Below are 26,654 nucleotides of genomic sequence, written 5' to 3' on the forward strand. Positions count from 1 at the left end.
TTAACATTTCCCAATCGGTGCGTCTGGTGTCGTCAGTCCCAAGCCCTCACAGTGAAATCGTCGGTGCGTTGTATCGCGACCATCGCGGTTGGCTACTGAGCTGGCTGCGGCGCAATGTGGCGTGCCCGCAACGGGCCGAAGACCTGAGCCAGGACACCTTCGTGCGCCTGCTCGGTCGCGATCAACTGCTGACTCCGCGCGAACCCCGGGCGTTTCTGGTGGCGATCGCCAAGGGCCTGTTGTTCGACTACTTCCGCCGCGCCGCGCTGGAGCAAGCCTACCTCGCAGAGTTGATGCTGATCCCCGAAGGCGAACAACCTTCGGTGGAGGAACAGCAGTTGATCCTCGAGGACCTCAAGGCCATCGACCGACTGCTCGGCAAACTCTCGACCAAGGCCCGCGCCGCGTTTCTTTATAACCGCCTCGACGGCCTCGGCCATGCCGAGATCGCGGAGAAGCTTGGCGTCTCGGTGCCCCGCGTGCGGCAGTACCTCGCGCAAGGCATTCGCCAGTGCTACATCGCCCTGTACGGTGAGCCGACATGAACCCGGCCAGTTCCAAACCGGTCTCGGCTCAGGTGCTGGACGCGGCGATTGCCTGGCAGTTGTCGCTGGATTCCGGCAGTCCGCTGGAGCGCGAAGAGTTCGCCAAGTGGCACGCGGCCCATGAAGAACACGCCCGCGCCTGGCGCCAACTGGGCATGCTCGATCAGCGCTTCAGCGTCGCCAACGGCCCGGCCCGCGCGGCCTTGCTGCAATCGCGCGAAGGCATTCGGCGGCGTGTGCGCAAGCTCGGCAGCGGATTGGCCAGCGTGCTGGCACTCGTCGGTCTGGCGTTGTTTGCCGGTGATCGCTACTTGCCGCTGGATTACTGGCTCGCCGATCAACGCACCGCCACCGGCGAACAGCGCACGGTGCGGCTGGCCGATGGCACCGTGCTCAATCTCAACACCCACAGCGCGGTAGATGTGCGCTTCGATGCCAGGCAGCGGCTGATCGTATTGCAGGAAGGCGAGATCATGGTCGAGACCGGTCACGGTGATGCGCGGCCGTTCATCGTCGAAACCCGCGAAGGCAGCATGCGCGCATTGGGGACACGGTTTCTGGTCAAGCGTGAAGACCAGGGCACGCGTCTGAGCGTCCTGCAATCGGCGGTGGCGGCGCATCCGCAAAGCCATCCTGAAGAACAGATCCTGCGCGAAGGCCAGCAGGTGTTGATCCGCAATGACGGCCTCGACGCGGTCGCCGCGCTCACGCCCGGCGCCGATGCCTGGACCCGCGGCATGCTGGTGGTGGACAACGCGCGACTGGAAGACCTGGTGCATGAACTGGGTCGTTATCGCCGAGGGCATCTGGGCGTGGCGCCGGAAGTCGCTGACCTGCGCATCACCGGCAGTTTCCCGCTGCACGACACCGACAAGGCCCTAAGCGCCCTGCTGCCGAGCCTGCCGGTACAGATCGAGCAGCACACCCCGTATTGGGTCACGGTGGCCAAGGCTGATACCAAACCTTAAGAGCGACCGAACTCTGTGGCGAGGGAGCTTGCTCCCGCTCGGCTGCGCAGCAGTCGTCAAAGCAGTCAATGCGATTTATCTGAAAGACAGCAGGGACCGCTTCGCGCTCCAGCGGGAGCAAGCTCCCTCGCCACAGGTTCTCAGTCACTTTTCAGTTAATCGACATTATTTTCATCCAGCCCTATCACTTTTCAATTCTCGTCCGGCACACAGGCAATTGAGAAATATTTCCATTCAGGAGCCTTCGCATGTCCCGTTCGCTAGACACCTTGTTGCGCCCCAGTCTGCTGGCCGTTGCCATTGCCCTCAGCGCGCCGCTGATCAGCAACCCGTTGCTCGCCGCTGAACAGGCGTCCAGCGTGCGTGCCTACAACCTGCCGGCGGCGCCGCTGTCGACGACGCTGAACCAGATCGCCAGCCAGGGTGGCCTCGCGCTGTCGCTCAATCCGTCGCTGGCGGCGGGCAAGACCTCGGCGCCGGTCAACGGGCAATACGACGCCGCCGGCGCTCTGCGCGCAGCGCTGCAAGGCACCGGTCTGCAACTGGAACAAAGCAGCACGGGCACCTACAGCCTGGTTGCCGTGCCTGAAGGGACACTGGCGCTGCCGGAAACCGCCGTGATCGGCGTGGAAAACCTGGAAACGGCCTGGGGCCCGGTCGAAGGCTACACCGCCACCCGCACCGCCGCCGGCACCAAGACCGACACCGCGCTGGTCGAAGCACCGCGCTCGATCTCGGTCGCCACCCGTCAGCAAATGGACGACCGCAGCGTGCACAGCCTCGATGACGCCGTGCGTTATATGCCGGGCATTACCGCCAGCAGCTACGGCAGCGACACCCGCGCCGACTGGCTGCGCGTGCGTGGCTTCGAGCCGACCCAGTTCCTCGATGGCCTGCCACTGCCAAAAGGCGTGTACGCCAACCCGAAACAGGAAACCTGGAACCTCGATCGCCTTGCCCTGCTGCGCGGCCCGGCCTCTTCCGTCTACGGCCAGACCCCGCCGGGCGGCCTGCTGGACATGGTCAGCAGGCGCCCGAGCAGCGACGCCAGCAGCGAAATCCAGTTGCAGTACGGCAGCGACAACCATCGCCAGATCAACTTCGCCAGCACCGGCAAGATCGACGACGCCGGCCAGTTTCTCTACGGCATCAGCGGTGTGGTGCGCGACAGCGACACGCAGATCGATCACATCGAAAACAAGCGCTACAACATCGCGCCGAGCCTGACCTGGAACATCGACGACGACACCAGGTTCACCCTGCTGAGCCAGTTCACCCGCGACGATACCGGCATTACCAGCCAGTTCCTGCCGGTGCAGGGCACCAAGATCGACATGCCGTTCGGTAGCGTCTCGCACCACAAAAATCTCGGCGACCCGGATTGGGAATACTACGACCGCACCTACTACGCGCTCGGTTATGCGTTTGAACACCGGCTGAACGATGTCTGGCAGTTCAAGCAGAACCTGCGTTACACCAAGTCGGATCTGTCGTTCCAGGCCTTGACCGTCGGTTCTTACCCGTACACCCAGGTGGACGATCAAGGCAACGTCGGGCGCACCAGCACCAGCGTTGACGAAGACATCAGCCAGTTCGCGGTGGACAACAACTTCCAGGCCGACTTCGCCACCGGTGACATTCGCCACACCGTGCTGTTGGGGCTGGATCACCAGCGCAGCAACACCAACTACCTGTCGATCTACGGTGACGGTCTGAAAACCAACGTGCTGAAGCCGATCTACGGCCAGCCGATCGTTCGTCCGGATCGCTCGACCGCGTATTACGACTACGACCAGAAGACCTACCAGACCGGCCTCTACGTGCAGGACCAGATGGCCCTCGACCAATGGCGCCTGACACTGGGCGGTCGTGAAGACTGGGTCCACACCGGCACCAAATTCTTCAACAAGGCCGACGCGACCAACACCCAGCGCGACAAGAACTTCAGTGGTAACGCAGCGCTCAGCTACGTGTTCGACTCAGGCTTCGTCCCGTACATTTCCTACGCCGAATCCTTCCAGCCCACCACCGGCGCCGACGCCTCCTCCACCGGTTCGCTGAAGCCGACCGAAGGCAAGCAGTGGGAAATGGGCGTCAAGTACCAGCCACCGGGCAGCAAGACCCTGCTGACCGCCGCCGTGTATGACCTGACGCAGAAAAACGTCGCAGTCACCACCACCGTCGGCAACACCCCGATCACCAGCCAGACCGGCGAAGTGAAAGTCAAAGGCCTGGAATTGGAGGCGACCTCGGACGTCACCGATAACCTGAAAGTGATTGCCGCCTACACCCTGGCCAAGTCCGAAGTGCAGAAAGGCGACTACAAAGGCAACCGCCTGCAGCTGATGCCGAACCAGCAGGCCTCGCTGTGGACCGATTACACCTGGCACAACGGCGTACTCGACGGCTTCGGTATCGGCGGTGGCGTGCGTTACACCGGCAACACCTACGGCGATCAGGGCAACACTTGGCTGGGCAAGGCCGATGCTTACACCGTGTTCGATGCCTCCGTGCACTACGACCTCGGCCGCCTGGACAACAGCCTCAAAGGTGCATCGGTCGCGGTCAATGCCACCAACCTGTTCGACAAGGACTACATCTCCACCTGCGACGGCTTCTATTGCTACTACGGCGACCAGCGCAGCGTCGTCGCCAGCGCCACCTACAAGTGGTAATCGCTTGAGCTGAAACAGGTCCTGTCACCAGGCCGTCCCCCGTGGACGGCTTCGGTGTTTTTGAAGGTCATGAAATGAAAAGTAAAACAATTCGCCGCTGGTCGTTCATCCACACCTGGACCAGCCTGATCTGCACCGTGTTTTTGCTGCTGTTGGCACTGACCGGTCTGCCGCTGATTTTCCATCACGAGATCGAGCACCTGCTCGGCGATGCCCCGCAAGTGCGCGAAATGCCCGCCGACACCCCGCGCCTGAACCTGGCGCAACTGGTCGAGGCCGCAGAAAAGCATCGTCCCGGCGAAGTGGTGCAGTACTTCGGTTTCGAGGACGACGAGCCCAACGCCGTGCTGACCATCATGGCGAAAACCGCCGGTACCGAACCGAACTCGTCGCACACGTTCATGCTCGATGCGCGCACCGGTGAAGCGCTGGAAACCCCGTCAGCCAATGGCGGGCTGATGCTGTTCATCCTGCGCCTGCATGTGGACATGTTCGCCGGCCTGCCGGGCAAGTTGCTGCTGGCGTTCATGGGTTTGCTGTTCGTGGTCGCGATCATTTCGGGGACTGTGTTGTACCTGCCGTTCATGCGCCGCTTGCAGTTCGGCACCGTGCGCCAGGACAAGTCCTCCCGGCTGCGCTGGCTCGACCTGCACAACCTGATCGGCGTGGTTACGCTGACCTGGGCGCTGGTGGTCGGTGTCACCGGAGTGATCAGCGCCTGTGCCGATCTGATCATCGCCGCGTGGCGCAATGACTCGCTGACCGCCATGGTCGCGCCCTACCGCGATGCCCCGCCGCTGACCCGACTGGCCCCGGCCACCCGCCTGCTCGACATCGCCCGGGACGTGGCGCCGGGGATGAACCCGGACTTCATCGCCTTCCCCGGCACGCGGTTTTCCAGCGAGCATCATTACGCGGTGTTCATGAAGGGCGGCACGCACCTGACCTCGCACCTGCTGACGCCGGTGCTGATCGACGCCGGCACCCTGCAGGTCACCGCCGTGGCCGAGCGCCCGTGGTACATGGACGCCATGGGCCTGTCGCAGCCATTGCACTTCGGTGACTACGGCGGCATGCCGATGAAAATCCTCTGGGCGACCCTCGACGTGCTGACCATCATCGTCCTTGGCAGTGGCGTGTATCTGTGGATGGTGCGGCGTAAAGCGGCGAAACCGGTGACGGTGGAGGCTGCCGCATGAAGCCGCGTCAGAGTAATTTCTGGAAGGTCTTCAGCACGCCGCTGGTGATTGCGCTGCTGAGTGCGGCGGGGTTGTTTGCGGCGTTGTTGGGCGATGGAATCTGGGATGCGTTGAGCTGGATCGGGCTGGGCGTTCCGGCGTATCTGGCCATTAGAGGTTTGTTGCCGCGAAACTGAACACCTGAAGGAGCTGCGAATGCTGTGATCTTTTGCTCTTGATCCTTTTTTTAATATCAAGATCAAAAGATCGCAGCGTTCCGCAGCTCCTACGGCTAACCTGCTGTTCTTCGATGACCACCGAGGTTTGCCAATGTCCGCCCCCAGCATGACCCTGTTCCACAACACGCTCTCCCCGTTCGTGCGCAAAGTGATGGTGCTGCTGCATGAGACCGGCCAGCAGGATCGCGTCGCTCTGCAAGACTGCGTGCTCAGCCCGGTCAGCCCGGACGCTGCGCTCAACGCCGACAACCCGCTGGGCAAGATCCCGGCCCTGCGTCTGGCCGACGGCAGCGTGATCCATGACAGCCGCGTGATCCTCGAATACCTCGACCAGCAACACGTCGGCAATCCACTGATCCCTCGCGAAGGTTCGGCCCGCTGGCGGCGTCTGACCCTGGCCTCGCTGGCCGACGGGATCATGGACGCCTCGGTGATGGTGCGTTACGAACTGGTATTGCGCGCCCCGGAAAAACACTGGGACGAATGGCTCGAGGCCCAGCGCGAGAAGATCCGCCGCGCCCTGGCCTATCTGGAAAGTGACGCCATCGCCGAGCTGACCAGCCATTTCGACGTGGCCGCCATCAGCGTCGCTTGTGCGCTGGGTTACCTTGATCTGCGTCATCCGGATCTGGACTGGCGCAGCGCCAATCCACAACTGGCCAACTGGTTCTTTAATGTGAGTCAGCGACCGTCCATGGTCGCCACCCTGCCCAAGCCTTAAATCGGCGGAGCCTGTTCTGGCCTCATCGCTGGCAAGCCAGCTCCCACAATGGCTTTGGGTATGACAGAACCCTCTGTTTCAGCACAAATCCTGTGGGAGCTGGCTTGCCAGCGATGGCACCACCTGGGTTGCGGCGGCAGTGCTGCAACAATCAGCGTCACCAAAACCTCCACCTCTCGCTGATCTTCACGCAATCCCAACCCGCTCATTGCATCGCCTCCACATCAAACGCCAGCGGCCTGGCCGGTTTCTGCCCGATCCCGTACCAATCGAGTTTGCGCGTCAGCACCATGAACACCCCGAGCAGGCCGAACAGCAACAGCGACCCCATCAGCAGCGCATAGTCCTCGGCGCTCAGCAGGCCATACAGCAGGCCATACAACGCCGCCAATCCCGCGGAAAAACTCAGGCCGTGGCGCACGCTGTGCAGCACGTGACAGACATAAAATCCGATCAACAACACACAACCACTGGCCGACAACAGGTAGGCCAAAGCAAAGCCGATGTGCTCCGACAGCGACAGCAACAACAGGTAGAAGAACGCCAGCGCCACCCCGACCAACGCGTATTGCACCGGGTGCACCGCCAGACTCTTGAGCACCTCGAACAGGAAGAAACCGGCGAAGGTCAGGACAATAAACAACAACGCATATTTGATCGCACGGTCACTCTTCAGGTACTGATCCACCGGGTCGATGAAACTCACGCCAAAACTGCGCCCGTTGAACGCCTCGCAATCATTGCCCATCACACAGCGATTCATCGCTTCTTGCAGGTTGGTGGAGAAAAACGAGGTCTGCCAATCGGCGCTGAAACCCTGATCACTGATCTCGCGTTTGCCCGGCAGGAAGTTGCCGATGAAGCTGGGGTGCGGCCAGTTCGCCGCCAGGCTGACGCGGCTGGTTTTGCCCACCGGCAGCACTTGCAACGAACCGGTGCCTTGCAGACGCAGGTCGAAACCGAAGGTCAGCTCCGTGGCGTTACGGGTGTCCAGTGTCGGCAACATGACCCGCACGCCTTCGCCGAGCCAGCCCACCTGGGTGCCAGGCACAAAGTCCAGACGCTGGCCGTCGAGTTCCAGTTTCAGCGCGTTTTCAATGCCGCGAATATCACTGATGCCCACCGCCAGAAACGGCGCGTCGAACTGGTAATCGGCAAAGTCTTCTTTGATGCCTAACTGCGCCGGCAAGGAGAAATGCCCGTTGATGCGATTGTCAGCATGGAACAATCGCGCTTGGTAAATGCCCCGGGCGCGCAGCTCGGTCTGCACCTGGCCGTCGAGCTCGAAGCGCTCCGGCAGAAAGTACAAACGACCGCGTTCCTCGCCGAGCTCTTCATAGCGCTGATTGGTTTTCTCGTTGGTCTTCCAGGTGCGTACCACCTTGCGATACGGCACCACCATCACCGGCCCGCTCAGTTGCTGGCTGTAGCTGGAACTGCGGGCGATGTCTTCGAGCACGCCGTCGCGCAGTTGCTGGCGGTCGTCGATGATGCCGTCAATCATCAGCAGCGGGATCAGCAACAGCAGGATCAACAGGGCAATGGCCCCGAGCTTTATGGTCAGATTCTTGTTCATGGGACTCTCCCTGTTTGGATGGGGCAGAGTCTGGTTGGGCTGTGTGGGAGGAATATGGGGCGATTGTGGAGTTTGTGTGGAAAGATCAAAAGATCGCAGCCTTCGGCAGCTCCTACAGGGGAACGCAATCCCATGTAGGAGCTGCCGAAGGCTGCGATCTTTTTTACGCTTTCAAGGCAGGCGCAAAATCACTTCCACACCGCTCTCGACATTGCGAATCTGCATCGACCCACCATGCAACTTCACCACCTCTTCAACAAAGTTCAGCCCCAACCCGGTGCTCTTGCGCCCACTGTCCGGACGCGGCAACGAATAAAACCGCTCACTCAAGCGCGGCAAGGCGTAATCGGGAATCGGGGCGGCTTCGTTGAACACGCGCAACTCGACCTGCTCCCCGACACGTTCGGCACTGAAACGCAGCAACCCGGCGATCGGGGTGAAATCCACTGCATTGTCCAGCAGATTGCCCAGCGCCTGACGCAGCAGAAACGGCTCGCCGATCAGCGTCAGATCCGGCGCAATGGTCTGCTCGACCGTGAGCCGCCGGCCTTCGACCCGCGCTGCCTGCGCGCGCAATAGTTCATCGACCAGCGCTGCCAGCGGCACCGCCACGCGCTCCTCGAGACCCTGGCGCTGTTCCACCTGAGCCAGATTCAACAGGCGCTCGATCAACTGCTGCATCCGCGCGCTTTCACTGTCGATGTTGCCGACAAAGCGCAGGCGCTGAATCGCTGGCATTTCATCCTGCAGTAACTCCGCGGCACCGCGAATGGCCGCCAGCGGACTCTTCAATTCATGGGTCAGCGTGTGCACGTAGCGTTCGACGTAAGCCTTGCCTTCCAGTTGGGTGCGCATCTGCTCCACCGCCGTGGCCAGTTGCTCCAGTTCGCCGCCACGGTAATGCGGCACCTCCACCCGGCGCCCCTCACTGACCGCTTTGGCGTAACCGGTCAAACGGTGCAACGCGCGGCTCAGCCACCACGACAGCAAGGCACCGAACAGCAGGCCAAGGCCGATCAGCCCGGCCCCGTAAAACAGCAAACGCCGCTCGGTGCGATCGACGTAAGGCTGCAAAGAGCTATTGGGCTTGGCCACGGTGACCACGCCGATGATTTTGCCGTTGTCGCGGATCGGCGCGCCGACGTGCATCACCGACGACGCCGGGTCGTTCGGATCGCTGCGGGTTGAGCGCGCACCGTATGCGCCGCGCAGGGTCAGGTAGACGTCGTTCCAGCGCGAGTAATCCTGCCCGACCGCCACGCCACTGGAATCCAGGACCACGATGCCTTTGGCGTCGGTGACGTAGATGCGATGGTTGACCTGATTTTTCGGCAACCCCCAGATGGTCGCCTGCGGCTGGCGTTCGCCGTAGGCACGCAACAACTCGGGCCAGCGGTTCTCGCTGAGCGTGCCGGCCTTGAAATCATCACGCAGGATTTCCGCCATCAGGTTGGCGGTGTCAACCAGGGTTTCTTCGGTGGACTGACGCACACCGGGGCGGATTTCTTCCATCACCGTGTTGAGCACGAAGTAACCGGTCAGGCCGACAAACAGCACATACACCAGAAAAATCCGCAGCCCCAGCGACATCAACTGTGCCCCGGGCTGTAGCTGTAACCGAGGCCACGATGAGTCTGGATCGGCTCGGCGTCGGCCCGCACCAGACGCAATTTGGCGCGCACGCTTTTGATGTGGCTGTCGATGCTGCGCTCGTAGCCGGCGTCGGCGGCAACGCCTAGCGCGTCGAGCAGTTGCTCGCGGCTGAACACCCGCTGCGGTTGTTCGAGCAGGCATTGCAACAGGCGAAATTCATGGCGGGTCAGGCTCAACGGCTGTCCCCGATAGACGATCTGCACACGCTCGGCATCGATGCGAAACAGCGTCGAGGACGCTTCAACCGCAGGACGCGGCGCCATGCGCTTGAGAATCGCCCGTACCCGCGCCGCCACCTCACGCGGGCTGAACGGCTTGACCACGTAATCGTCGGCGCCGATCTCCAGCCCCACCACCCGGTCGATCTCGGCGTCCCGGGCACTGAGGAACAGCACCGGCACTTCACTGAAGCGCCGCAGCTGCTTGCAGGTTTCGAAACCGCTGATGTCCGGCAGGCCGATATCGAGAATGATCAAGTCGGCCGGGGTCTGCCGTTGATGTTCCAGCGCCGCGGCGCCAAGGCTCAGCCACGTGGTCGTGAACCCCTCGCCCTGCAGGGCAAAAATCAGCGTATCGGCAATCGCCGCTTCGTCTTCGACAATCAGGATATGAGGCATGGCGTCCGAGCCCATGGGTTAAGTGCGCGAACGGTGCCCCAAGCCTGACGTTACGTCAATGAGACCACTCAGCAGTCTGGCTTGTCGGCGGTGAAACGCCGCGCCGGGTTCACTGCGGCGCCAAACTCGCGCAAGGCCTTGGCACCGATCAGCAGCGGGTAGTTGAAGTTGCTGCGGTCGGTCAGGTTGACCTCAACGGTACGCTTGACGTTGCCCAGGCACAGTTCCAGATCGACCACCGGGCGTTTGGCGACTTCGGTGCTGTCACCCTCGTCCTCTTCATCCGAGCGGCTCTTGATCTTGCTGATCCGCGCGATCTTGTGCTCGTACACTTTGTTGCTGGCGTCCTTGGTGCCGAGGCGGAAGCGCACCCAGTTTTCACCGTCGCGGGTGAAGGTCTCAATGTCCTTGGCCGACAGCGAGGCGGTCAGCGCGCCGGTGTCCATCTTGGCCTTGAGCACCTCACCACCGATTTCCGGCAGCGCGATGTATTCATAACGCCCGTACAGGGTCGGTTCGGCGGCCATGACCGGCAGGGCGACGAGGGCAAACAGTGCAAGGAGGGATTTCACGTAGAGGGCTTCCTTGGGGAGTTGGGCAACGGGATTTTAGACCGTGGCCTTTGAATTCGTTCGGCTCAATCAGGATCAAAAGATCGCAGCCTTCGGCAGCTCCTACAGCGATCGGGTAGGAGCTGCCGAAGGCTGCGATCTTTTGATCTTAAGGGTTAAAAGGTGAAACATTCGTCACTGCCGATTTGGCCTGTCGCCCGAAGCCACTTATCATGGCGCGCCCATCCGCCTTCATAGAGTTGCTTATGCGCCGCCTGCTCACCGGCTGTTTCGTCACCCTGCTGCTATTGCTCAACACCCTGATCCTGATCGGGCCGTTGATGGTCTTTGCCCTGCTCAAACTGATTGCGCCAGGGCGCTGGCGCGATTACGCCTCGTGGGCGGTGATGTGGATTGCCGAGACATGGGCGGAAATCGACAAACTGATCTTTCGTCTGTGCATCCCCACTCAGTGGGACATTCGCGGCGGCGCAGATCTGCGCGGTGACACCTCGTATCTGGTGGTCAGCAACCACCAGTCGTGGGTCGACATTCCGGCGCTGATCCAGACCCTCAATCGGCGCACGCCGTTCTTCAAGTTCTTCCTCAAGAAAGAGCTGATCTGGGTGCCGTTCCTTGGTCTGGCGTGGTGGGCGCTGGATTACCCGTTCATGAAGCGCTACAGCAAGGCGTTTCTGGCGAAGCATCCGGAGCTGGCGGGCAAGGATCTGGAAATCACCAAACAGGCCTGCGAGCTGTTCAAGCGCCAGCCGGTAACGGTCGTGAATTATCTGGAAGGTACTCGCTACACCGCGGCGAAAAGTGCGCAGCAGCAGTCACCGTTCAGACACCTGCTCAAACCCAAGGCCGGTGGCGTGGCGTTTGTGCTGGCGGCGATGGGGGAGCAGCTGGATGCATTGCTCGACGTGACCGTGGTTTATCCACAGGAGAACATTCCCGGGTTCTGGGATCTGATCAGCGGCAGCGTGCCGCGGGTGATCGTCGACATCCAGACCCGCGAACTCGACCCGGCGCTGTCGCAGGGCGATTACGAGAACGATCCGCAGTTTCGCCAGCAGGTCCAGAACTGGGTCAACCAGCTCTGGACCGAGAAGGATCAGCGCATCAGCGAACTGCGCGGTGAGCGCGGCTGAATCAGCTGCCGCTGCCGGCGCCCCAGATGTTGCCCAGACTGCTCAACAGCGAACCGCCAACACCCTGTTGACCCAGGTATTGCAGGATCACCGGGGCAAACTGGCCCACCATGCCGCTGTCCATGCCCAGCGCACTGAAAGCGTTGTTCAGGTCGCTGGTGGTCTTGACGTTGCCCAGCGCATTTTCCAACCCGGCTGACTTGCCCGACGAGCCCAGCAACCCGCTCAATGCCGCCAGATTGCCGCTACCGCCCGACAGTTTGTCGATGCCCGGCACTTCTTTGGCCAACTGCGAATAATCGGTGCTGCTCAATTGGTTCTTGGCCAGACCCAACATCGCACTGGTTCCCCCTACAGCTTGCTGGGGCGTGACGTTCAGCGCACTCAAGGCACTCAGCAATCCAGCGGTTTCCGAAGTCGGTGCAGCGGCGGCAGCCTTGTCCCCCCCTTGCATACCCGAGACTGCACCGGCGACATCGTTCAAGCTGAAACCGGCAAACACCGGGCTCGCTGCAAGGGTCATCAGTGAAGCCAAGGCCATACCGCGTGAAATCTTCATTCAGACATCCTCTTGCACTGTGGTAACCGCCCGTCTAGGGGCGGCAAAACTGCCGATTTGACCGGGTTTGCGCTGGCATGTTCCTCGCCGACGCATCCATTTTCAGGATAGCCACGTATATAAAACGTGAAACCGTGGATAACCCGAGATGAATGGCACAAGCGCTGTCGCTGAACTAGCCTGTGAACAGCCCGAGCAGCGCCCTCGTCGTCCGCCCATTGCCTGGAGAACCGTCATTTCCACCGCCGACCCCGATCAGTTGCGCCAGTTGTTGGCCCAGTGCTCACTGGGCGATCGGCGTGCATTCGAAACCCTCTATCGCAGCGTCGGCCCGCGCTTGCACGGTGTCGCCTTGCGTTTCATGGGCCGGGCAGATCTGGCCGAGGACGTGCTGCAGGAAAGCTTCGTGCGCATCTGGAACAACGCCTCGCGCTACGAAGCCCATTTGTCGGCGCCGCTGACCTGGATGATCAACATCACTCGCCACCAAGCCATCGACCAGTTACGCAAACAGCGTGACCGGCCGCTGACCGACTTCGAACAGGCCACCCTGCCGGACGAAGGCCCTTCGGCCCACGACCTGTTGAACAGCAGCCGCGAAGCCAGCGCGTTGCACCGTTGCCTCGACACCCTCGACGGCATGCAACGCCAGTCGATCAGCGTCGCCTACTTTCAGGGCCTGTCCTGCTCGGAACTCGCCGAACACCTGGCCGCGCCGCTGGGTTCGGTGAAATCGTGGATTCGCCGTGGCATGGAACGTCTGCGCAGGTGCCTTGAATCATGAACTACCAGACCCCTGCCCTGCGCCGCGCCCTCGCTGCCGATTACGCCATCGGCCTGATGTCGTCGGCGGCGCGTCGGCGCTTTGAACAATTGCTGCTGGACGATGCAGCACTGCGCACAGAACTCGCTCACTGGCAGGAAAGCCTTGCCAGCCTGACCGACGCGGTTCCAGAGCAACCGGTGCCGGATCGGGTGTGGCAAGGCATCACTGCGCGCATCGAACCGCAAGTACTGCACGTCCCGGAAAAACGTCCGTTCTGGAACTGGCTGCGGGTCACTGCCGCGCTGTGTTCGATCGTGGTGCTGGTGTTCCTCGGTTCCCTGTACAACCGCGACGACGCCCGCTATCGCGCAACCCTGCTGAGTGCCGACGCGCAACCGGCGCTGAAGGTCGAGGCGCATGCGGACTATCTGCAGGTCGAACCGCTGACATTGGCGGCAGTCGGGCCAGATCGCAGCCTGGAACTGTGGGCGATACCCGCCGATGGCAAGCCGATTTCGCTGGGGGTGATTCCTGCAGGCGGCAAAGGCAAGGTTGAACTGAGCGCGGCGCAGAAAGCCTTGATCGGCCAGCCGATTGCGCTGGCGGTGAGTCTGGAGCCGAAAGGTGGTTCGCCGACCGGACAGCCGACCGGTCCGGTGCTTTACCAAGGCGCTTTGGCAGCCCTCTGATTGCAAAAATCAAAAGATCGCAGCCTTCGGCAGCTCCTGCATCGCTCCCTGTAGGAGCTGCCGAAGGCTGCGATCTTTTAGGCCCATTGGTTGCGCGTCAGGCTGATCGATATTTCAAAACGATCCATGAACCTGTCAGATCTGACAGTAGGCGTTACTAATCATGCACGCGATCATTGCGGCTCCCATTTATGTAACGGAGTACAAATGATGAAGCTGACAATTGCCACGGGCATCGTAATCAGCCTGGCCATGATGAGCACCGCTTACGCAGCCACTTGCCCGACGGTGTCGATCACTCACTCTCAAGACGCTGAAGATCTCACCTTTACCTCAGCACGCCTTAAAGACAAAGACACAGCCGATTCGGTTGTCATCTGCCGATATGAAGGCAAGAACGATATGGGTGCGTCTTCGGGCCTGCGGCTCGGCGTTCCGGTAAAAGCCACCGGAAGCAATTGGAAAGGTGAAGATTGTGCAACCGCTGACGGCGATGCCAGCAAGTGCGCATTTAAATAGTTTGGTTACTCAAAAAAGGCAACCCATCGGGTTGCCTATTCCTATGCGTAAAACTTACGCCGCACTGAACAACCGATGCGGATCGATCACAAACTTCTTCGGCACACCGGCATCGAACTCGCCGTAACCTTCCGGCGCCTGGTCGAGGCTGATGACTTGCACACCCACCACTTCGGCGATGTTGATGCGGTCCCACATGATCGCCTGCATCAGCTGGCGGTTGTATTTCATCACCGGGGTCTGGCCGGTGTGGAAGCTGTGGGATTTGGCCCAGCCCAGGCCGAAGCGGATGCTCAGGCTGCCCATTTTTGCGGCGGCGTCCACGGCCCCCGGATCTTCGGTCACGTACAGGCCCGGAATACCGATCTTGCCGGCGACGCGCACCACGCCCATCAGCGAGTTGAGTACGGTGGCCGGGGCTTCGGCTTTCACCCCGTCATGCCCGTGGCCGCGGGCTTCGAAGCCCACGCAGTCCACCGCGCAATCGACTTCCGGTTCGCCCAGCAGTGCAGCGATCTGCTCGTGCAGCGGCGTGTCCTTGGACAGGTCGACCACTTCAAAACCCTGAGCCTTGGCGTGCGCCAGGCGGATGGTGTTGACGTCGCCGATGATCACCACCGCCGCGCCCAGCAAGCGCGCCGAGGCCGCAGCGGCCAGACCGACCGGGCCGGCGCCCGCGATGTACACGGTGCTGCCCGGGCCAACGCCCGCCGTCACCGCACCGTGATAGCCGGTTGGCAGAATGTCGGAGAGGCAGGTCAGGTCGCGGATTTTCTCCATGGCCTTGTCGCGATCCGGCAGTTTCAGCAGGTTGAAGTCGGCGTACGGCACCAGCACGTATTCAGCCTGGCCGCCGGTCCAGTCGCCCATGTCGACATAACCGTAAGCACCGCCGGCACGGGCCGGGTTGACGGTCAGGCAGACGCCGGTGTGTTGCTCCTTGCAGGAACGGCAGCGCCCGCAAGCCACGTTGAACGGTACGGAGACCAGGTCGCCGATTTTCAGGTTCTCGACGTCGGAACCCTTCTCGATCACTTCGCCAGTGATTTCATGGCCCAGCACCAGACCGGTCTGCGCCGTGGTCCGGCCGCGCACCATGTGCTGGTCGGAGCCACAAATGTTGGTGGACACCACACGCAGGATCACCCCGTGCTCGATCTTCCTGCCACGCGGGTCCTGCATTTTCGGATAGTCGATTTTCTGTACTTCGACCTTGCCAGCGCCGAGATACACCACACCACGATTGCCAGACATGCTTTCACCTCGCTGTTGTTTTTATGGAACCGCGTTGCCCAGGCAGGCAGCGCGTTAAGTGCTCGGGTACAGATGCTGATTGTTGTGTTGCCTGTTATGGCCTCATCGCTGGCAAGCCAGCTCCCACGGGTTTCGGGTGGAACTCAAAAATTGTGTACGACACAAATCCCTGTGGGAGCTGGCTTGCCAGCGATGGCGATCTAAAGAACAACGGTTCTGTTGGCGTTCAAAAACACCCTTCTTTCGATGTGATAACCCACGGCCCGGGCCAAAGTCAGGCCCTCGATATCACGCCCCTTGGCGATCAAATCTTCCGGGTAATGACTGTGATCCACCGCCTCGACACCCTGGGCGATGATCGGCCCTTCATCGAGGTCGTTGTTGATGTAGTGCGCCGTGGCGCCGACCAGTTTCACGCCCTTGTTGTAGGCCTGGTGATAGGGTTTGGCACCCTTGAACCCCGGCAGCAACGAGTGATGGATGTTGATCGCCTTGCCATCGAGCTTGCGGCACAACTCCGGTGACAGCACCTGCATGTAGCGGGCGAGGATCACCAGTTCGGCGCCGGACTCTTCGATCACCTGCCACACCTGACGCTCCTGCGACGGCTTGTCGTTGGGGTCGAGGGGGAAATGGTAGTAGGGAATCTGGTGCCAGTCGGCCAGCGGCTTGAGATCCGGGTGGTTGGACACCACCGCCGCCACGTCCATCGACAACTGGCCGATGCGCTGGCGGTAGAGCAAATCGTTGAGGCAGTGATCGGCCTTGGAGACCATGATCACCACTTTCGGCCGGTAGTTCGGCGCAGTCAGCTCGAAGACCATGCCAAACGCCTGACCACGCTCGGCGAGGCCGGCGCGGAAGGACTGTTCGTCAAAGCCGTCGGGCTGGCGGAACTCCACACGAATGAAGAAGCGGCCCGAGAGCCGGTCATCGAAGGAATGGTGCTCGGTGACGTAGCAACCCTGCTCGAACAGAAAACGCGTCACCGCGTCCACCGTGCCGAGCACGCTGGGGCAGTCGGCGGTCAGAATCCATGTGTCTGGTGCGCGGCTCATGGTGCGGTGACTCCTGTTTCAACATCTGTGAGCAGAGTGAACTCTGTACTGGGCTGACCTACACTGAGCTGCTTTTGTGGTGGGGGGATGAATCCCATCACCACAAAAGCAGTCACAACAGGTCAGGCCTGAACGCTGAGGCCGTACTCGGCCGAAGCATCCTGCAACCACAACCACCAGTAATCCGAGAAGCTGCGGCGGATCAGCAATTCCCAGGTGTCTTCGGCGGTGTGGCGAATCATCAGCTGCGACTTGGCGAACACCGTGCCCACTGCTTTGCCGACCGGGAAGTTGTTCGGGTGCACGTCGTAGCTGGTGGATTTCATCAGCACCTGACGCACGTTCGGCCCGCTCAGTTCGAGCACTTGCTGGCCGCCGCTGACGTTGACGATTGCGATGTGCAGGTCGCCCAGCGCTTCGCGCAGTTTCTGTTCGGCGGCGAATTCTTCACCGCTTGGCACGATCAGCAGCCACTCGTCCGGGCCCATCCATTGCAGGCTGGTTTCGCCTTTGACGATCACGCTCAGGGCGCCGGGCAACTCAACGCCGAGGGCCTTGTGCACGCCGGCGGCGAAGGCTGCATCGTGGCCATCGCCACGAATGGTCAGGTGACCGAGGAGTTTCTTTTCACGCACGATGACGCCGGCGTTCTTGCGACCCTTGCCGACCAGGCTGGCGAGGTCGGCATGGTGCAGCGACGACTCGGCACGGGCACCGGTGGTCGGGCGTTGTTGGTACACGTTGGCTGTGGTCATAAAGCACCTTCCTGAATTCTGTTGGTTCCTGCGGTGGCTGAACTGCCGCTTTCGCGAGCAGGCTCGCTCCCACAGGGGAACGCGGTCGAATGTGGGAGCGAGCCTGCTCGCGAATAGCCGCCCGCCCACAGTTCTTGAGGCCGTCAGATGTTCTGCCGATCCCCCTTCGGATCGAAGAACACCGAAGAAACGATCTCTGCCTCGATCACGCTGCCATCGGCCAGCGGTGCAAACACCCGCTCGCCCATGCGCTTCAGACCGCCCTTGACCACACCCATGGCAAACGAATAGCCGAGGGAGTTGTGCGCGTAGCTGGAGGTCACGTGGCCGACCATGGTCATCGGGATCGCCTGCTTGGTGTTGAACACCAGTTGCGCGCCTTCCGGCAGCCAGACGTTCGGGTCGATCGGCTTCAGACCCACCAGTTGTTTGCGCTGATCACGCACGCAGTCTTCGCGATTCATGCCGCGCTGGCCGATCCACGAGAACGGTTTGGTGCGACCGACGCACCAGCCCATGTTCAGGTCGTCCGGGGTCATCGAGCCGTCGGTGTCCTGACCGACGATGATGAAACCCTTCTCGGCCCGCAGGACGTGCATGGTCTCGGTGCCGTACGGAGTCAGGTTGTACTGTTTGCCGGCCTCGACGATTTTCTCCAGCACGCCCATCGCGTAGTCGGCCTGGACGTTGACTTCGTACGACAGTTCACCGGTAAACGAGATACGGAACACCCGCGCCGGCACACCGCCGACCAGACCCTCTTTCCAGGTCATGAACGGGAACGCTTCGTTGGCCAGGTCGATGTCGGTCACGGCACTGAGCAGCTTGCGGCTGTTCGGGCCGGACAGGGTCATCGTCGCCCAGTGGTCGGTGACCGAGGTGAAGTACACCTTCATCTCCGGCCATTCGGTCTGGTGGTACAGCTCCAGCCATTGCAGCACGCGCGCGGCGCCGCCAGTGGTGGTGGTCATGACGAAATGGTTGTCGGCCAGGCAGGCCGTGACGCCGTCGTCGAAGACCATGCCGTCTTCTTTGCACATCAGGCCGTAACGCGCCTTGCCCACGTCGAGCTTGGTCCAGGCGTTGGTGTACACGCGGTTGAGGAACTCACGGGCATCCGGGCCTTGAATGTCGATCTTGCCCAGGGTCGAAGCGTCGAGCAGGCCGACGCTGTCGCGCACGGCTTTGCATTCGCGCTTCACTGCGGCGTGCATGTCTTCACCGTTTTTCGGGAAGTACCACGGACGTTTCCACTGGCCGACGTCTTCAAACTCGGCGCCGTTTTTCAGGTGCCATTGATGCAGTGCGGTGTAGCGCACCGGCTCGAAGATATGCCCACAGTGACGACCGGCTACCGCGCCGAACGTTACCGGCGTGTAGTTCGGGCGGAACATCGTGGTGCCCATCTGCGGGATGGTCACGTTCAGCGAACGCGCGGCGATGGCCAGGCCGTTGACGTTGCCGAGCTTGCCCTGATCGGTGCCGAAGCCCAGCGCGGTGTAGCGTTTGACGTGTTCGACCGACTCGAAACCTTCGCGGGTCGCCAGTTCGATGGCGGCGGCGGTGACGTCGTTCTGCAGGTCGACGAATTGCTTCGGCGCACGCGAAGTGCCCTTCTCGTGCGGCACCTGGAACAGCGCCAGGGTCGCTTCTTCGAGACGGCTCAGCGCTTTTGGCAGCGTGCCTTCGACCACCGCAAAACCGGCTTCACTGGCAGCGCGTGCGCCACCTTCGAAACCATCGGCCAGCGAATCTCCGAGGCCGTAAACGCCGTTGATGCCGCCGACGCACACACGCTTCTGCGGTGCTTCGCCCGGTACGAAACCGAGGATGTCTTCACGCCAGATCGGCTTGCCACCGAGGTGCGAAGCCAGGTGCACCACCGGGCTGTAACCGCCGGAACTGGCGATCACGTCGCAGTCGAGCCATTCGCCCGGGCTGGTCACGGTGTGCGCTTTGACGTCAATTGCGGCAACGCGGGCTGCGGTGACGCGCTTGCTGCCACGGGCCTCGATCACGGCGCTGCCGGTGAGGATGCGAATGCCTTTGGCGCGGGCTTCTTCAACCAGTGCACCACGCGGATTGCTCCGTGCATCGGCAATGGCCACCACTTGCAGGCTGGCGTCGAGCCAGTCCAGCGCCACGCGGTAGGCGTGATCGTTGTTGGTGGTCAGCACCAGCTTCTTGCCCGGTGCCACGCCGTAACGGCGCACGTATGTCGAGACCGCACCGGCGAGCATGTTGCCCGGCACGTCGTTGTTGCCGTAGACCAGCGGACGCTCGTGGGCACCGGTCGCCAGCACCACACGCTTGGCGCGGACACGGTGAATGCGCTGACGCACCTGACCGATTGGCGCGCGGTCGCCGAGGTGATCGGTGAGGCGTTCATGAATGGTCAGGAAGTTGTGGTCGTGGTAACCGTTAACGGTGGCGCGCGGCAACAGCAGCACGTCCGGAGTGTTCTTCAATTCAGCGATGACGCTGGCCACCCACTCCATCGCTGGTTTGCCGTCGAGGCTTTCGCGCGAATCGAGCAGGCTGCCGCCGAACTCTTCCTGCTCATCGGCGAGGATCACCCGCGCACCACTGCGCGCAGCCGCCAGAGCAGCCGCCAGACCGGCAGGGCCGGCGCCGACGATCAGCACGTCGCAGTGCTGGTTCATGTAGTCGTAGGTGTCCGGATCGACTTCGGTCGGCGAACGGCCCAGACCGGCAGCCTTGCGAATGTACTTCTCGTACGTCATCCAGAACGATTGCGGGTACATGAAGGTTTTGTAGTAGAAACCCGGCGGCATCAGCTTGCCGCCGACCTTGCCGAGAATCCCCATCATGTCGTTGTTGACGCTCGGCCAGCCGTTGGTACTGGTGGCGACCAGGCCTTGGTACAGCGCCTGTTGCGTGGCGCGCACGTTGGGGATCTGCGTGGCTTCGGTGGCACCGATCTGCAGCACGGCGTTCGGCTCTTCGGCACCGGCGGCGAAGATCCCGCGAGGACGCGAATACTTGAAGCTGCGGCCGATGATGTCGACGCCGTTGGCGATCAGTGCCGAGGCCAGGGAGTCGCCCTCGAAGCCTTTGTAGCTCTGACCGTTGAAGGTGAAGCTCAGCACTTTATTGCGGTCGATCCGTCCACCGTTGGACAGGCGATTGGTCTGGCTCATACCTTCTCTCCCAGCGCCGTCGTGGCTGTTTTTGCCGTATCAGCCTTGTCGGTGAATTGCGGCTTGGTGCCGATCTTGTAGGTTTCGAGAATCTCGTAGGTCACGGTGTCGCGGGTGACGTTGAAGTACTGGCGGCAGCCGGCGACGTGATCCCACAGCTCGTGGTGCAGACCACGCGGGTTGTCGCGGAAGAACATGTAGTCGCCCCACTCTTCATCGGTGCAGGCGTTCGGATCCAGCGGACGCGGGATGTGCGCCTGACCGGATGCGTGGAATTCCTCTTCGGAGCGCAGTTCGCCGCAGTGAGGACAGAAGATATGCAACATGGGGATTTCTCCTGTTAGTGGGCGACGGCAGCAGCGCCGTGTTCGTCGATGAGTGCGCCGTTGTGGAAACGGTCGATGGAGAACGGTGCCGCCAATGGGTGCATTTCACCCTTGGCCAGACTCGCGGCAAACACGTTGCCCGAGCCAGGTGTGGCTTTGAAGCCGCCGGTGCCCCAACCGCAGTTGAAGAACATGTTCGGTACCGGGGTTTTCGAAATGATCGGGCAAGCGTCCGGGGTGGTGTCGACGATGCCGCCCCACTGGCGGTTCATGCGCACCCGCGACAGCACCGGGAACATCTCGACGATGGCCTGGATGGTGTGCTCGATCACCGGGTACGAACCGCGCTGGCCATAGCCGTTGTAGCCGTCGATACCGGCGCCGATCACCAGGTCGCCCTTGTCGGACTGGCTGATGTAGCCGTGCACGGCGTTGGACATGATCACGCTGTCGATAATCGGCTTGATCGGCTCGGACACCAGTGCCTGCAGCGGGTGGGATTCGATCGGCAGACGGAAACCGGCCAGCTTGGCCATGTGTCCGGAGTTACCGGCGGTGACCACGCCGACGCGTTTGGCGCCGATGAAACCCTTATTGGTTTCAACGCCGATGCACACGCCGTTTTCCTTGCGGAAACCGATGACTTCGGTCTGCTGGATCAAGTCCACCCCCAAGGCGTCGGCGGCACGGGCAAAGCCCCAAGCCACGGCATCGTGACGGGCAACGCCGCCACGACGTTGAACGGTCGCGCCCATCACTGGGTAGCGGGTGTTTTTCGAGCAGTCGAGGTACGGGATCTCGTCGGCCACTTGCTTGGCGTTGAGCAGTTCGCCGTCGACGCCGTTGAGGCGGTTGGCGCTGACCCGACGCTCGGAATCACGGATGTCCTGCAGGGTGTGGCACAGGTTGTAGACGCCGCGCTGGGAGAACATCACGTTGTAGTTCAGATCCTGCGACAGACCTTCCCACAGTTTCATCGCGTGTTCGTACAGGTGCGCCGACTCGTCCCACAGGTAGTTGGAACGCACGATGGTGGTGTTGCGCGCGGTGTTGCCGCCGCCCAGCCAGCCTTTCTCGACCACGGCCACGTTGGTGATGCCGTGCTCTTTCGCCAGATAGTAGGCGGTCGCCAGACCGTGCCCGCCGCCGCCAACGATGACCACGTCGTAGACCTTCTTCGGCGTCGGCGTGCGCCACATGCGCTGCCAGTTCTCGTGGTGGCTGAGGGAGTGTTTGAAGAGGCCGAAGCCCGAATAGCGTTGCATAGTCATTTACTCCAAACCGCTCAGCGATAAACCGGGTAGTCGGCGCACAGTGCCGCGACGTTCTTGGCCACATTCGCTTCAACGTCGGCGTCACCGAGGTTGTCGAGGATGTCGCAGATCCAGCCGGCCAGCGCTTCGCACTGGGCGACCTTGAAGCCACGCGTGGTGACGGCCGGGGTGCCGATGCGCAGGCCCGAGGTCACGAACGGCGACTGCGGGTCGTTCGGCACGGCGTTCTTGTTGACGGTGATGTGCGCGCGGCCAAGGGCGGCGTCAGCATCTTTGCCGGTCAGGCCCTGACGGATCAGGCTGACCAGAAACAGGTGGTTGTCGGTACCGCCGGACACTACATCGTAGCCACGTTTGATAAACACGCTGGCCATGGCCTTGGCGTTATCGATCACTTGTTGCTGATAGGCCTTGAAACCGGGCTCCAGCGCTTCCTTGAAGCACACCGCCTTACCGGCGATGACGTGCATCAGCGGGCCGCCCTGGGCGCCGGGGAATACCGCGGCGTTGAGCTTTTTCTCGATCTCTTCGTTGGACTTGGCCAGGATCAGACCGCCACGTGGACCGCGCAGGGTCTTGTGGGTGGTGGTGGTGACCACGTCGGCGTACGGCAGCGGATTCGGGTACAGGCCAGCAGCGACCAGACCGGCAACGTGGGCCATGTCGACGAACAGCAGCGCACCCACCTTGTCGGCGATCTGGCGGAAGCGCGGGAAGTCCAGCGTCTTCGAATAAGCAGAGAAACCGGCAACGATCATCTTCGGCTTGCACTCGACGGCCAGACGCTCGACTTCGTCGTAATCGATCAGCCCGGTGTCGGTGTTGATCCCGTACTGCACCGCGTTGTACAGCTTGCCCGAGGACGACACTTTGGCGCCGTGGGTCAGGTGACCGCCATGAGCGAGGCTCATACCGAGAATGGTGTCGCCCGGCTGGATCAGTGCCAGATACACGGCGCTGTTGGCCGAGGAACCGGAGTGTGGCTGGACGTTGGCGTAATCGGCACCGAACAGTTGCTTGGCGCGTTCGATGGCCAGCGCTTCGACTTTATCCACATGCTCGCAGCCACCGTAGTAGCGCTTGCCCGGATAACCTTCGGCGTATTTGTTGGTCAGGCCACTGCCTTGCGCTTGCATGACGCGCTTGCTGGTGTAGTTTTCCGACGCGATCAGCTCGATGTGATCTTCCTGACGTTGCTCTTCGGCATTCATCGCCGCCAGCAGTGCATCGTCGTAACCCTGGATCTGGTCTTGCTTGCTGAACATCGCGTCTCTCCCAGCGGCGTCGGTGCGCCTTTTCGTCTTGGTCAGGCACGCGGCTTGCGGAGGTGCCCTTTGATGCGATGGTATGGCCGGCGCAGACAGCCCAGATGCCTACGGACGCCACACAAAGGTGCGTTTACGACATGGCTCGAAATGGTCTTGCCAGACTCGATCTCGAAAACACTGAAGAACCCTGTGGGAGCTGGCTTGCCAGCGATGGCGATAGCACANGATGGCTGACCCACCGCTATCGCTGGCAAGCCAGCTCCCACAGGGTTATGCGGCGACTTGGCGGATAAGTAGCAGCAGGAGGAAATGTGCAGGATAGAGGGCGTAGCCCCAGCGCCGCATCGGTGGCGGCTGGAGATGTCGCGCGTGTCGCAACAGGAACAGCCCGAGCAATGGCGCAAACAGACACGCCGCGATGCCAAACACCGCCACGTAGTTACCGAACTCCGCCGCCTCATACAGCACCCGCCACTGATTGCCCGCCAGACACACCAGCCCCGGCAGCAGGCCCAAATACCAGGGGCGACGGATCACCCACAGCAGCGCCAGCGGCAACAGCACGCCAAACACGCCGAACATCAGCCACTGCGAAAACAGCGCCGCCAGCAGCAAGGCGCCCACGCCCAAAAGCCGCGACAACGACGTACGATCCTGCCAGCCCCGCGCCACCAGCAACCCCAGCGCCAGGGTGGGCATCACGTTCAAGGTGTCGGGATCAGGAATGTACAAACGATAAGGAATTTCACTGACCACGCTGAACAGCAGCAACCAGCCCAGATAGCGCCACTCGGTCTTCTGCGCACCGGCACGGGCCAGGTTCGCCGCCATCGCCAGACAGAACCACGGGAATGCCATGCGCCCCGGCACATACAGCCAATCGGCGCTGATCCCGACATATCGCAGGTGATCGAGCAGCATGCTCAGCAGCGCCAGCCACTTGAGCAGATCGAGTGCGCCGTCGCGTTTAGTCACGTGCATAATCGGGTAACAAACTGGTAATTTCCTGACAGTGACATCCCGTGTGCTCCCCGGAAGATCTTCGGTAAAGTGCGCACCCTCATTGACCACGAGCCTTCACAAGAGTCTCGACCACGGAAGCCGGCCATGACCGACAAGAGCCAACAATTCGCCAGCGACAACTACTCCGGTATCTGCCCTGAAGCCTGGGCCGCCATGGAACAGGCCAACCACGGCCACCAGCGCGCTTATGGCGACGATGAATGGACCGCACGCGCGGCCGACCATTTCCGCAAGCTGTTCGAAACCGACTGCGAAGTGTTCTTCGCCTTCAACGGCACTGCCGCCAACTCGCTCGCACTGTCGTCGCTGTGCCAGAGTTACCACAGCGTGATCTGCTCGGAAACCGCCCACGTCGAAACCGACGAATGCGGCGCCCCGGAATTCTTCTCCAACGGCTCGAAACTGCTGATCGCCGGCACCGAAAACGGCAAGATCACCCCGCAGTCGATCCGCGAAGTCGCGCTCAAGCGCCAGGACATCCACTACCCGAAACCACGGGTCGTGACCCTGACCCAGGCCACTGAAGTCGGCAGCGTCTATACCCCGGAAGAAGTCCGCGCCATCAGCGCCACCTGCAAGGAGCTGGGCCTGCACCTGCACATGGACGGCGCGCGTTTCTCCAACGCCTGCGCGTTCCTCGGCTGCTCGCCAGCCGACCTGACCTGGAAAGCCGGCGTCGATGTGTTGTGCTTCGGCGGCACCAAAAACGGCATGGCGGTGGGTGAGGCAATCCTGTTCTTCAACCACAAACTGGCCGAAGACTTCGATTACCGCTGCAAACAGGCCGGGCAACTGGCGTCGAAAATGCGCTTCCTGTCGGCACCGTGGGTCGGCATCCTCGAAAACGATGCGTGGCTCAAATACGCCCGCCACGCCAACCACTGCGCGCAACTGCTGGCCGAGCTGGTCAGCGACATCCCGGGTGTGGAACTGATGTTCCCGGTGCAGGCCAACGGCGTGTTCCTGCAACTCTCGGAACCGGCCATCGCCGCGCTGACCGCGAAAAACTGGCGCTTCTACACCTTCATCGGCAAGGGCGGCGCGCGTTTCATGTGCTCGTGGGACACCGAAGAAGAACGTGTGCGCGAACTGGCCCGCGATATCCGCGAAGTGATGTCCGCCTGATTCTTCCTCTGTAGGAGCTGCCGCAGGCTGCGATCTTTTGATCTTGATCTTNAAAATCAAAAGATCGCAGCCTGCGGCAGCTCCTACAGGGATTGCGATGTTCCTTGGTCTACATTGTCTGTCGAGCCCTCCGCTCACATAACAACAAGCAGGAGCATCGGCATGTCGCTACAAGGCAAAACCCTGTTCATCACCGGCGCCAGCCGTGGCATCGGGCGTGAGATTGCGCTGCGGGCCGCGAAGGACGGGGCCAATATCGTGATTGCGGCCAAGAGCGCCGAAGCCCATCCGAAATTGCCGGGCACCATCCACAGCGTCGCCGCAGAAGTCGAAGCGGCCGGCGGCAACGCCTTGGCGCTGCAACTGGATGTACGTGATGAAGACGCGGTGCGCCGTGCGCTGGCCCAGGCCAACGCGCATTTCGGTGGCATCGATGCGCTGGTGAACAATGCCGGGGCGATCAAGTTGACCGGTGTGCAACACATCGAACTCAAGCGGTTCGACCTGATGCACCAGATCAACACCCGCGCCGTGTTGCTGTGCAGCCAGGCCGCCCTGCCCTATCTGAAGAAATCCGCCGGGCACATCCTCAACCTGTCGCCGCCACTGAATCTGGCGAGCAAATGGTTCGCCCAGTACAGCCCTTACACCGTGACCAAGTACGGCATGAGCATGCTGACGGTGGGCATGAGCGAGGAATTCGCCAGTTACGGCATCAGCGTCAATTCGCTGTGGCCGCAGACGATGATTGCCACGGCGGCGATCGAGTTTCAGCTGGGGAACCGCGAGTCGTTCAAGCATGCGCGCCTGCCTTCGATCATGGCGGATGCGGCGCATGTGATTTTGAGCAGCCACCAACGGCAGATCACTGGCCAGCTGTTGATTGATGAGGAGATTTTGCGCGAGAACGGCGTGACCGAATTCGATCACTACCGATTTGATCCGGACAGCACGGCCCACCTAATGCCCGACTTGTTCGTCGACTGAAAATACCTACTCC

General features: G+C 61.6%; 25 protein-coding genes. 12 read left to right on the forward strand and 13 right to left on the reverse strand.

All coding sequences use genetic code 11. The features are described from left to right. The first annotated feature begins 26 nt into the window (after positions 1 to 26). From ACTJKS_RS10580 to ACTJKS_RS10605, 6 genes are all read left to right on the forward strand, one after another. Positions 27 to 545, forward strand: a complete 519-nt coding sequence (locus ACTJKS_RS10580; RefSeq protein ID WP_108184444.1) for an RNA polymerase sigma factor — start codon at positions 27 to 29, stop codon at positions 543 to 545. Then, a complete protein-coding gene (locus tag ACTJKS_RS10585) occupies positions 542 to 1,513 on the forward strand; it encodes a FecR domain-containing protein (protein WP_108184015.1) in 972 nt (323 codons plus the stop codon). Before ACTJKS_RS10580 ends, ACTJKS_RS10585 begins: the two co-directional genes overlap by 4 nt. Before the next feature lie 248 nt (positions 1,514 to 1,761). Further along, complete coding sequence (locus tag ACTJKS_RS10590; protein ID WP_108184016.1) at positions 1,762 to 4,188, forward strand: TonB-dependent siderophore receptor; 2,427 nt, start codon at positions 1,762 to 1,764, stop codon at positions 4,186 to 4,188. Positions 4,189 to 4,262: 74 nt separating this feature from the next. After that, complete coding sequence (locus ACTJKS_RS10595; protein ID WP_047297144.1) at positions 4,263 to 5,387, forward strand: PepSY-associated TM helix domain-containing protein; 1,125 nt, start codon at positions 4,263 to 4,265, stop codon at positions 5,385 to 5,387. Further along, positions 5,384 to 5,563 (forward strand): hypothetical protein, encoded by a 180-nt coding sequence (locus ACTJKS_RS10600; RefSeq protein WP_108184017.1) that lies wholly within the window; start codon positions 5,384 to 5,386, stop codon positions 5,561 to 5,563. The genes ACTJKS_RS10595 and ACTJKS_RS10600 overlap by 4 nt, the downstream gene beginning before the upstream one ends. 133 nt (positions 5,564 to 5,696) lie before the next feature. Beyond that, positions 5,697 to 6,326: a glutathione S-transferase gene (locus ACTJKS_RS10605; protein WP_108184018.1), complete on the forward strand. Its 630-nt coding sequence runs from the start codon at positions 5,697 to 5,699 to the stop codon at positions 6,324 to 6,326. 205 nt (positions 6,327 to 6,531) lie between these two features. On the opposite strand, the gene creD is transcribed toward ACTJKS_RS10605, so the two are convergent. The 4 genes from creD to rloA2 form a co-directional block, all read right to left on the reverse strand. After that, positions 6,532 to 7,902: a cell envelope integrity protein CreD gene (creD, locus tag ACTJKS_RS10610; RefSeq protein WP_108184020.1), complete on the reverse strand. Its 1,371-nt coding sequence runs from the start codon at positions 7,900 to 7,902 to the stop codon at positions 6,532 to 6,534. 171 nt (positions 7,903 to 8,073) lie between these two features. Then, complete coding sequence (creC, locus tag ACTJKS_RS10615) at positions 8,074 to 9,492, reverse strand: two-component system sensor histidine kinase CreC (protein WP_108184021.1); 1,419 nt, start codon at positions 9,490 to 9,492, stop codon at positions 8,074 to 8,076. Continuing rightward, positions 9,492 to 10,172 (reverse strand): two-component system response regulator CreB, encoded by a 681-nt coding sequence (creB, locus tag ACTJKS_RS10620; RefSeq protein WP_041070160.1) that lies wholly within the window; start codon positions 10,170 to 10,172, stop codon positions 9,492 to 9,494. The genes creC and creB overlap by 1 nt, the downstream gene beginning before the upstream one ends. A gap of 68 nt (positions 10,173 to 10,240) precedes the next feature. Continuing rightward, positions 10,241 to 10,744 carry a retropepsin-like aspartic peptidase RloA2 gene (gene rloA2, locus ACTJKS_RS10625; protein ID WP_041069928.1) on the reverse strand — a complete coding sequence of 168 codons (504 nt, stop codon included), beginning with the start codon at positions 10,742 to 10,744 and terminating at the stop codon, positions 10,241 to 10,243. Between the two features lie 245 nt (positions 10,745 to 10,989). On the opposite strand from rloA2, the gene ACTJKS_RS10630 reads away from it, so the two are divergent. Next, a complete protein-coding gene (locus ACTJKS_RS10630; RefSeq protein ID WP_041069925.1) occupies positions 10,990 to 11,877 on the forward strand; it encodes an acyltransferase in 888 nt (295 codons plus the stop codon). A gap of 1 nt (position 11,878) precedes the next feature. On the opposite strand, the gene ACTJKS_RS10635 is transcribed toward ACTJKS_RS10630, so the two are convergent. After that, the gene (locus ACTJKS_RS10635; protein ID WP_041069921.1) at positions 11,879 to 12,436 is read right to left on the reverse strand and encodes a DUF2780 domain-containing protein; all 558 of its coding nucleotides are present in this window, start codon (positions 12,434 to 12,436) and stop codon (positions 11,879 to 11,881) included. Positions 12,437 to 12,584: 148 nt separating this feature from the next. Here ACTJKS_RS10635 and ACTJKS_RS10640 point away from each other — a divergent pair, with 148 nt between their 5' ends. The 3 genes from ACTJKS_RS10640 (at position 12,585) to ACTJKS_RS10650 (ending at position 14,410) form a co-directional block, all read left to right on the forward strand. Next, complete coding sequence (locus tag ACTJKS_RS10640) at positions 12,585 to 13,220, forward strand: RNA polymerase sigma factor (protein ID WP_041069918.1); 636 nt, start codon at positions 12,585 to 12,587, stop codon at positions 13,218 to 13,220. Next, positions 13,217 to 13,891, forward strand: a complete 675-nt coding sequence (locus ACTJKS_RS10645; protein WP_108184022.1) for an anti-sigma factor — start codon at positions 13,217 to 13,219, stop codon at positions 13,889 to 13,891. The genes ACTJKS_RS10640 and ACTJKS_RS10645 overlap by 4 nt, the downstream gene beginning before the upstream one ends. A gap of 210 nt (positions 13,892 to 14,101) precedes the next feature. Then, on the forward strand, positions 14,102 to 14,410 hold the full coding sequence (locus ACTJKS_RS10650; protein ID WP_430292057.1) for a hypothetical protein: 309 nt from the start codon (positions 14,102 to 14,104) through the stop codon (positions 14,408 to 14,410). Positions 14,411 to 14,464: 54 nt separating this feature from the next. Here the strand turns inward: ACTJKS_RS10650 and fdhA are convergent, their stop codons facing one another. The 8 genes from fdhA to ACTJKS_RS10690 form a co-directional block, all read right to left on the reverse strand. Continuing rightward, positions 14,465 to 15,664 carry a formaldehyde dehydrogenase, glutathione-independent gene (fdhA, locus tag ACTJKS_RS10655; protein ID WP_027610665.1) on the reverse strand — a complete coding sequence of 400 codons (1,200 nt, stop codon included), beginning with the start codon at positions 15,662 to 15,664 and terminating at the stop codon, positions 14,465 to 14,467. 200 nt (positions 15,665 to 15,864) lie between these two features. After that, complete coding sequence (gene purU, locus ACTJKS_RS10660; RefSeq protein WP_064589552.1) at positions 15,865 to 16,722, reverse strand: formyltetrahydrofolate deformylase; 858 nt, start codon at positions 16,720 to 16,722, stop codon at positions 15,865 to 15,867. 122 nt (positions 16,723 to 16,844) lie between these two features. Then, positions 16,845 to 17,477 (reverse strand): sarcosine oxidase subunit gamma, encoded by a 633-nt coding sequence (locus ACTJKS_RS10665; protein ID WP_108184024.1) that lies wholly within the window; start codon positions 17,475 to 17,477, stop codon positions 16,845 to 16,847. A gap of 143 nt (positions 17,478 to 17,620) precedes the next feature. Next, positions 17,621 to 20,638, reverse strand: coding sequence for a sarcosine oxidase subunit alpha (locus ACTJKS_RS10670; protein WP_142579971.1), 3,018 nt, complete (start codon positions 20,636 to 20,638; stop codon positions 17,621 to 17,623). Further along, the gene (locus ACTJKS_RS10675) at positions 20,635 to 20,964 is read right to left on the reverse strand and encodes a sarcosine oxidase subunit delta (RefSeq protein WP_003228964.1); all 330 of its coding nucleotides are present in this window, start codon (positions 20,962 to 20,964) and stop codon (positions 20,635 to 20,637) included. Before ACTJKS_RS10675 ends, ACTJKS_RS10670 begins: the two co-directional genes overlap by 4 nt. Positions 20,965 to 20,978: 14 nt before the next feature. Then, positions 20,979 to 22,229, reverse strand: a complete 1,251-nt coding sequence (locus tag ACTJKS_RS10680) for a sarcosine oxidase subunit beta (protein WP_003206307.1) — start codon at positions 22,227 to 22,229, stop codon at positions 20,979 to 20,981. A gap of 20 nt (positions 22,230 to 22,249) precedes the next feature. Continuing rightward, positions 22,250 to 23,503 (reverse strand): serine hydroxymethyltransferase, encoded by a 1,254-nt coding sequence (gene glyA / locus ACTJKS_RS10685; protein WP_041069902.1) that lies wholly within the window; start codon positions 23,501 to 23,503, stop codon positions 22,250 to 22,252. A gap of 273 nt (positions 23,504 to 23,776) precedes the next feature. Further along, positions 23,777 to 24,487, reverse strand: coding sequence for a conjugal transfer protein TraX (locus tag ACTJKS_RS10690; RefSeq protein ID WP_262948169.1), 711 nt, complete (start codon positions 24,485 to 24,487; stop codon positions 23,777 to 23,779). Between the two features lie 126 nt (positions 24,488 to 24,613). Here ACTJKS_RS10690 and ACTJKS_RS10695 point away from each other — a divergent pair, with 126 nt between their 5' ends. After that, on the forward strand, positions 24,614 to 25,654 hold the full coding sequence (locus tag ACTJKS_RS10695; RefSeq protein WP_016772826.1) for a threonine aldolase family protein: 1,041 nt from the start codon (positions 24,614 to 24,616) through the stop codon (positions 25,652 to 25,654). Positions 25,655 to 25,816: 162 nt separating this feature from the next. Further along, positions 25,817 to 26,641 carry an SDR family oxidoreductase gene (locus tag ACTJKS_RS10700; protein ID WP_108184027.1) on the forward strand — a complete coding sequence of 275 codons (825 nt, stop codon included), beginning with the start codon at positions 25,817 to 25,819 and terminating at the stop codon, positions 26,639 to 26,641. The last annotated feature ends 13 nt before the right edge of the window (positions 26,642 to 26,654 follow it).

The organism is Pseudomonas sp. 22189 (assembly GCF_052045635.1).
GTDB lineage: Bacteria > Pseudomonadota > Gammaproteobacteria > Pseudomonadales > Pseudomonadaceae > Aquipseudomonas > Aquipseudomonas parakoreensis.

Bases quoted from the DNA above. Each gene is read 5' to 3' on its own strand.
- ACTJKS_RS10585 (WP_108184015.1), top strand. From the start codon at position 542: ATGAACCCGGCCAGTTCCAAACCGGTCTCGGCTCAGGTGCTGGACGCG.
- ACTJKS_RS10590 (WP_108184016.1), top strand. From the start codon at position 1,762: ATGTCCCGTTCGCTAGACACCTTGTTGCGCCCCAGTCTGCTGGCCGTT.
- ACTJKS_RS10595 (WP_047297144.1), top strand. From the start codon at position 4,263: ATGAAAAGTAAAACAATTCGCCGCTGGTCGTTCATCCACACCTGGACC.
- ACTJKS_RS10600 (WP_108184017.1), top strand. From the start codon at position 5,384: ATGAAGCCGCGTCAGAGTAATTTCTGGAAGGTCTTCAGCACGCCGCTG.
- ACTJKS_RS10605 (WP_108184018.1), top strand. From the start codon at position 5,697: ATGTCCGCCCCCAGCATGACCCTGTTCCACAACACGCTCTCCCCGTTC.
- creD (WP_108184020.1), bottom strand. From the start codon at position 7,902: ATGAACAAGAATCTGACCATAAAGCTCGGGGCCATTGCCCTGTTGATC.
- creC (WP_108184021.1), bottom strand. From the start codon at position 9,492: ATGTCGCTGGGGCTGCGGATTTTTCTGGTGTATGTGCTGTTTGTCGGC.
- creB (WP_041070160.1), bottom strand. From the start codon at position 10,172: ATGCCTCATATCCTGATTGTCGAAGACGAAGCGGCGATTGCCGATACG.
- ACTJKS_RS10630 (WP_041069925.1), top strand. From the start codon at position 10,990: ATGCGCCGCCTGCTCACCGGCTGTTTCGTCACCCTGCTGCTATTGCTC.
- ACTJKS_RS10635 (WP_041069921.1), bottom strand. From the start codon at position 12,436: ATGAAGATTTCACGCGGTATGGCCTTGGCTTCACTGATGACCCTTGCA.
- ACTJKS_RS10640 (WP_041069918.1), top strand. From the start codon at position 12,585: ATGAATGGCACAAGCGCTGTCGCTGAACTAGCCTGTGAACAGCCCGAG.
- ACTJKS_RS10645 (WP_108184022.1), top strand. From the start codon at position 13,217: ATGAACTACCAGACCCCTGCCCTGCGCCGCGCCCTCGCTGCCGATTAC.
- ACTJKS_RS10650 (WP_430292057.1), top strand. From the start codon at position 14,102: ATGAAGCTGACAATTGCCACGGGCATCGTAATCAGCCTGGCCATGATG.
- fdhA (WP_027610665.1), bottom strand. From the start codon at position 15,664: ATGTCTGGCAATCGTGGTGTGGTGTATCTCGGCGCTGGCAAGGTCGAA.
- purU (WP_064589552.1), bottom strand. From the start codon at position 16,722: ATGAGCCGCGCACCAGACACATGGATTCTGACCGCCGACTGCCCCAGC.
- ACTJKS_RS10665 (WP_108184024.1), bottom strand. From the start codon at position 17,477: ATGACCACAGCCAACGTGTACCAACAACGCCCGACCACCGGTGCCCGT.
- ACTJKS_RS10670 (WP_142579971.1), bottom strand. From the start codon at position 20,638: ATGAGCCAGACCAATCGCCTGTCCAACGGTGGACGGATCGACCGCAAT.
- ACTJKS_RS10675 (WP_003228964.1), bottom strand. From the start codon at position 20,964: ATGTTGCATATCTTCTGTCCTCACTGCGGCGAACTGCGCTCCGAAGAG.
- ACTJKS_RS10680 (WP_003206307.1), bottom strand. From the start codon at position 22,229: ATGCAACGCTATTCGGGCTTCGGCCTCTTCAAACACTCCCTCAGCCAC.
- glyA (WP_041069902.1), bottom strand. From the start codon at position 23,503: ATGTTCAGCAAGCAAGACCAGATCCAGGGTTACGACGATGCACTGCTG.
- ACTJKS_RS10690 (WP_262948169.1), bottom strand. From the start codon at position 24,487: ATGCACGTGACTAAACGCGACGGCGCACTCGATCTGCTCAAGTGGCTG.
- ACTJKS_RS10695 (WP_016772826.1), top strand. From the start codon at position 24,614: ATGACCGACAAGAGCCAACAATTCGCCAGCGACAACTACTCCGGTATC.
- ACTJKS_RS10700 (WP_108184027.1), top strand. From the start codon at position 25,817: ATGTCGCTACAAGGCAAAACCCTGTTCATCACCGGCGCCAGCCGTGGC.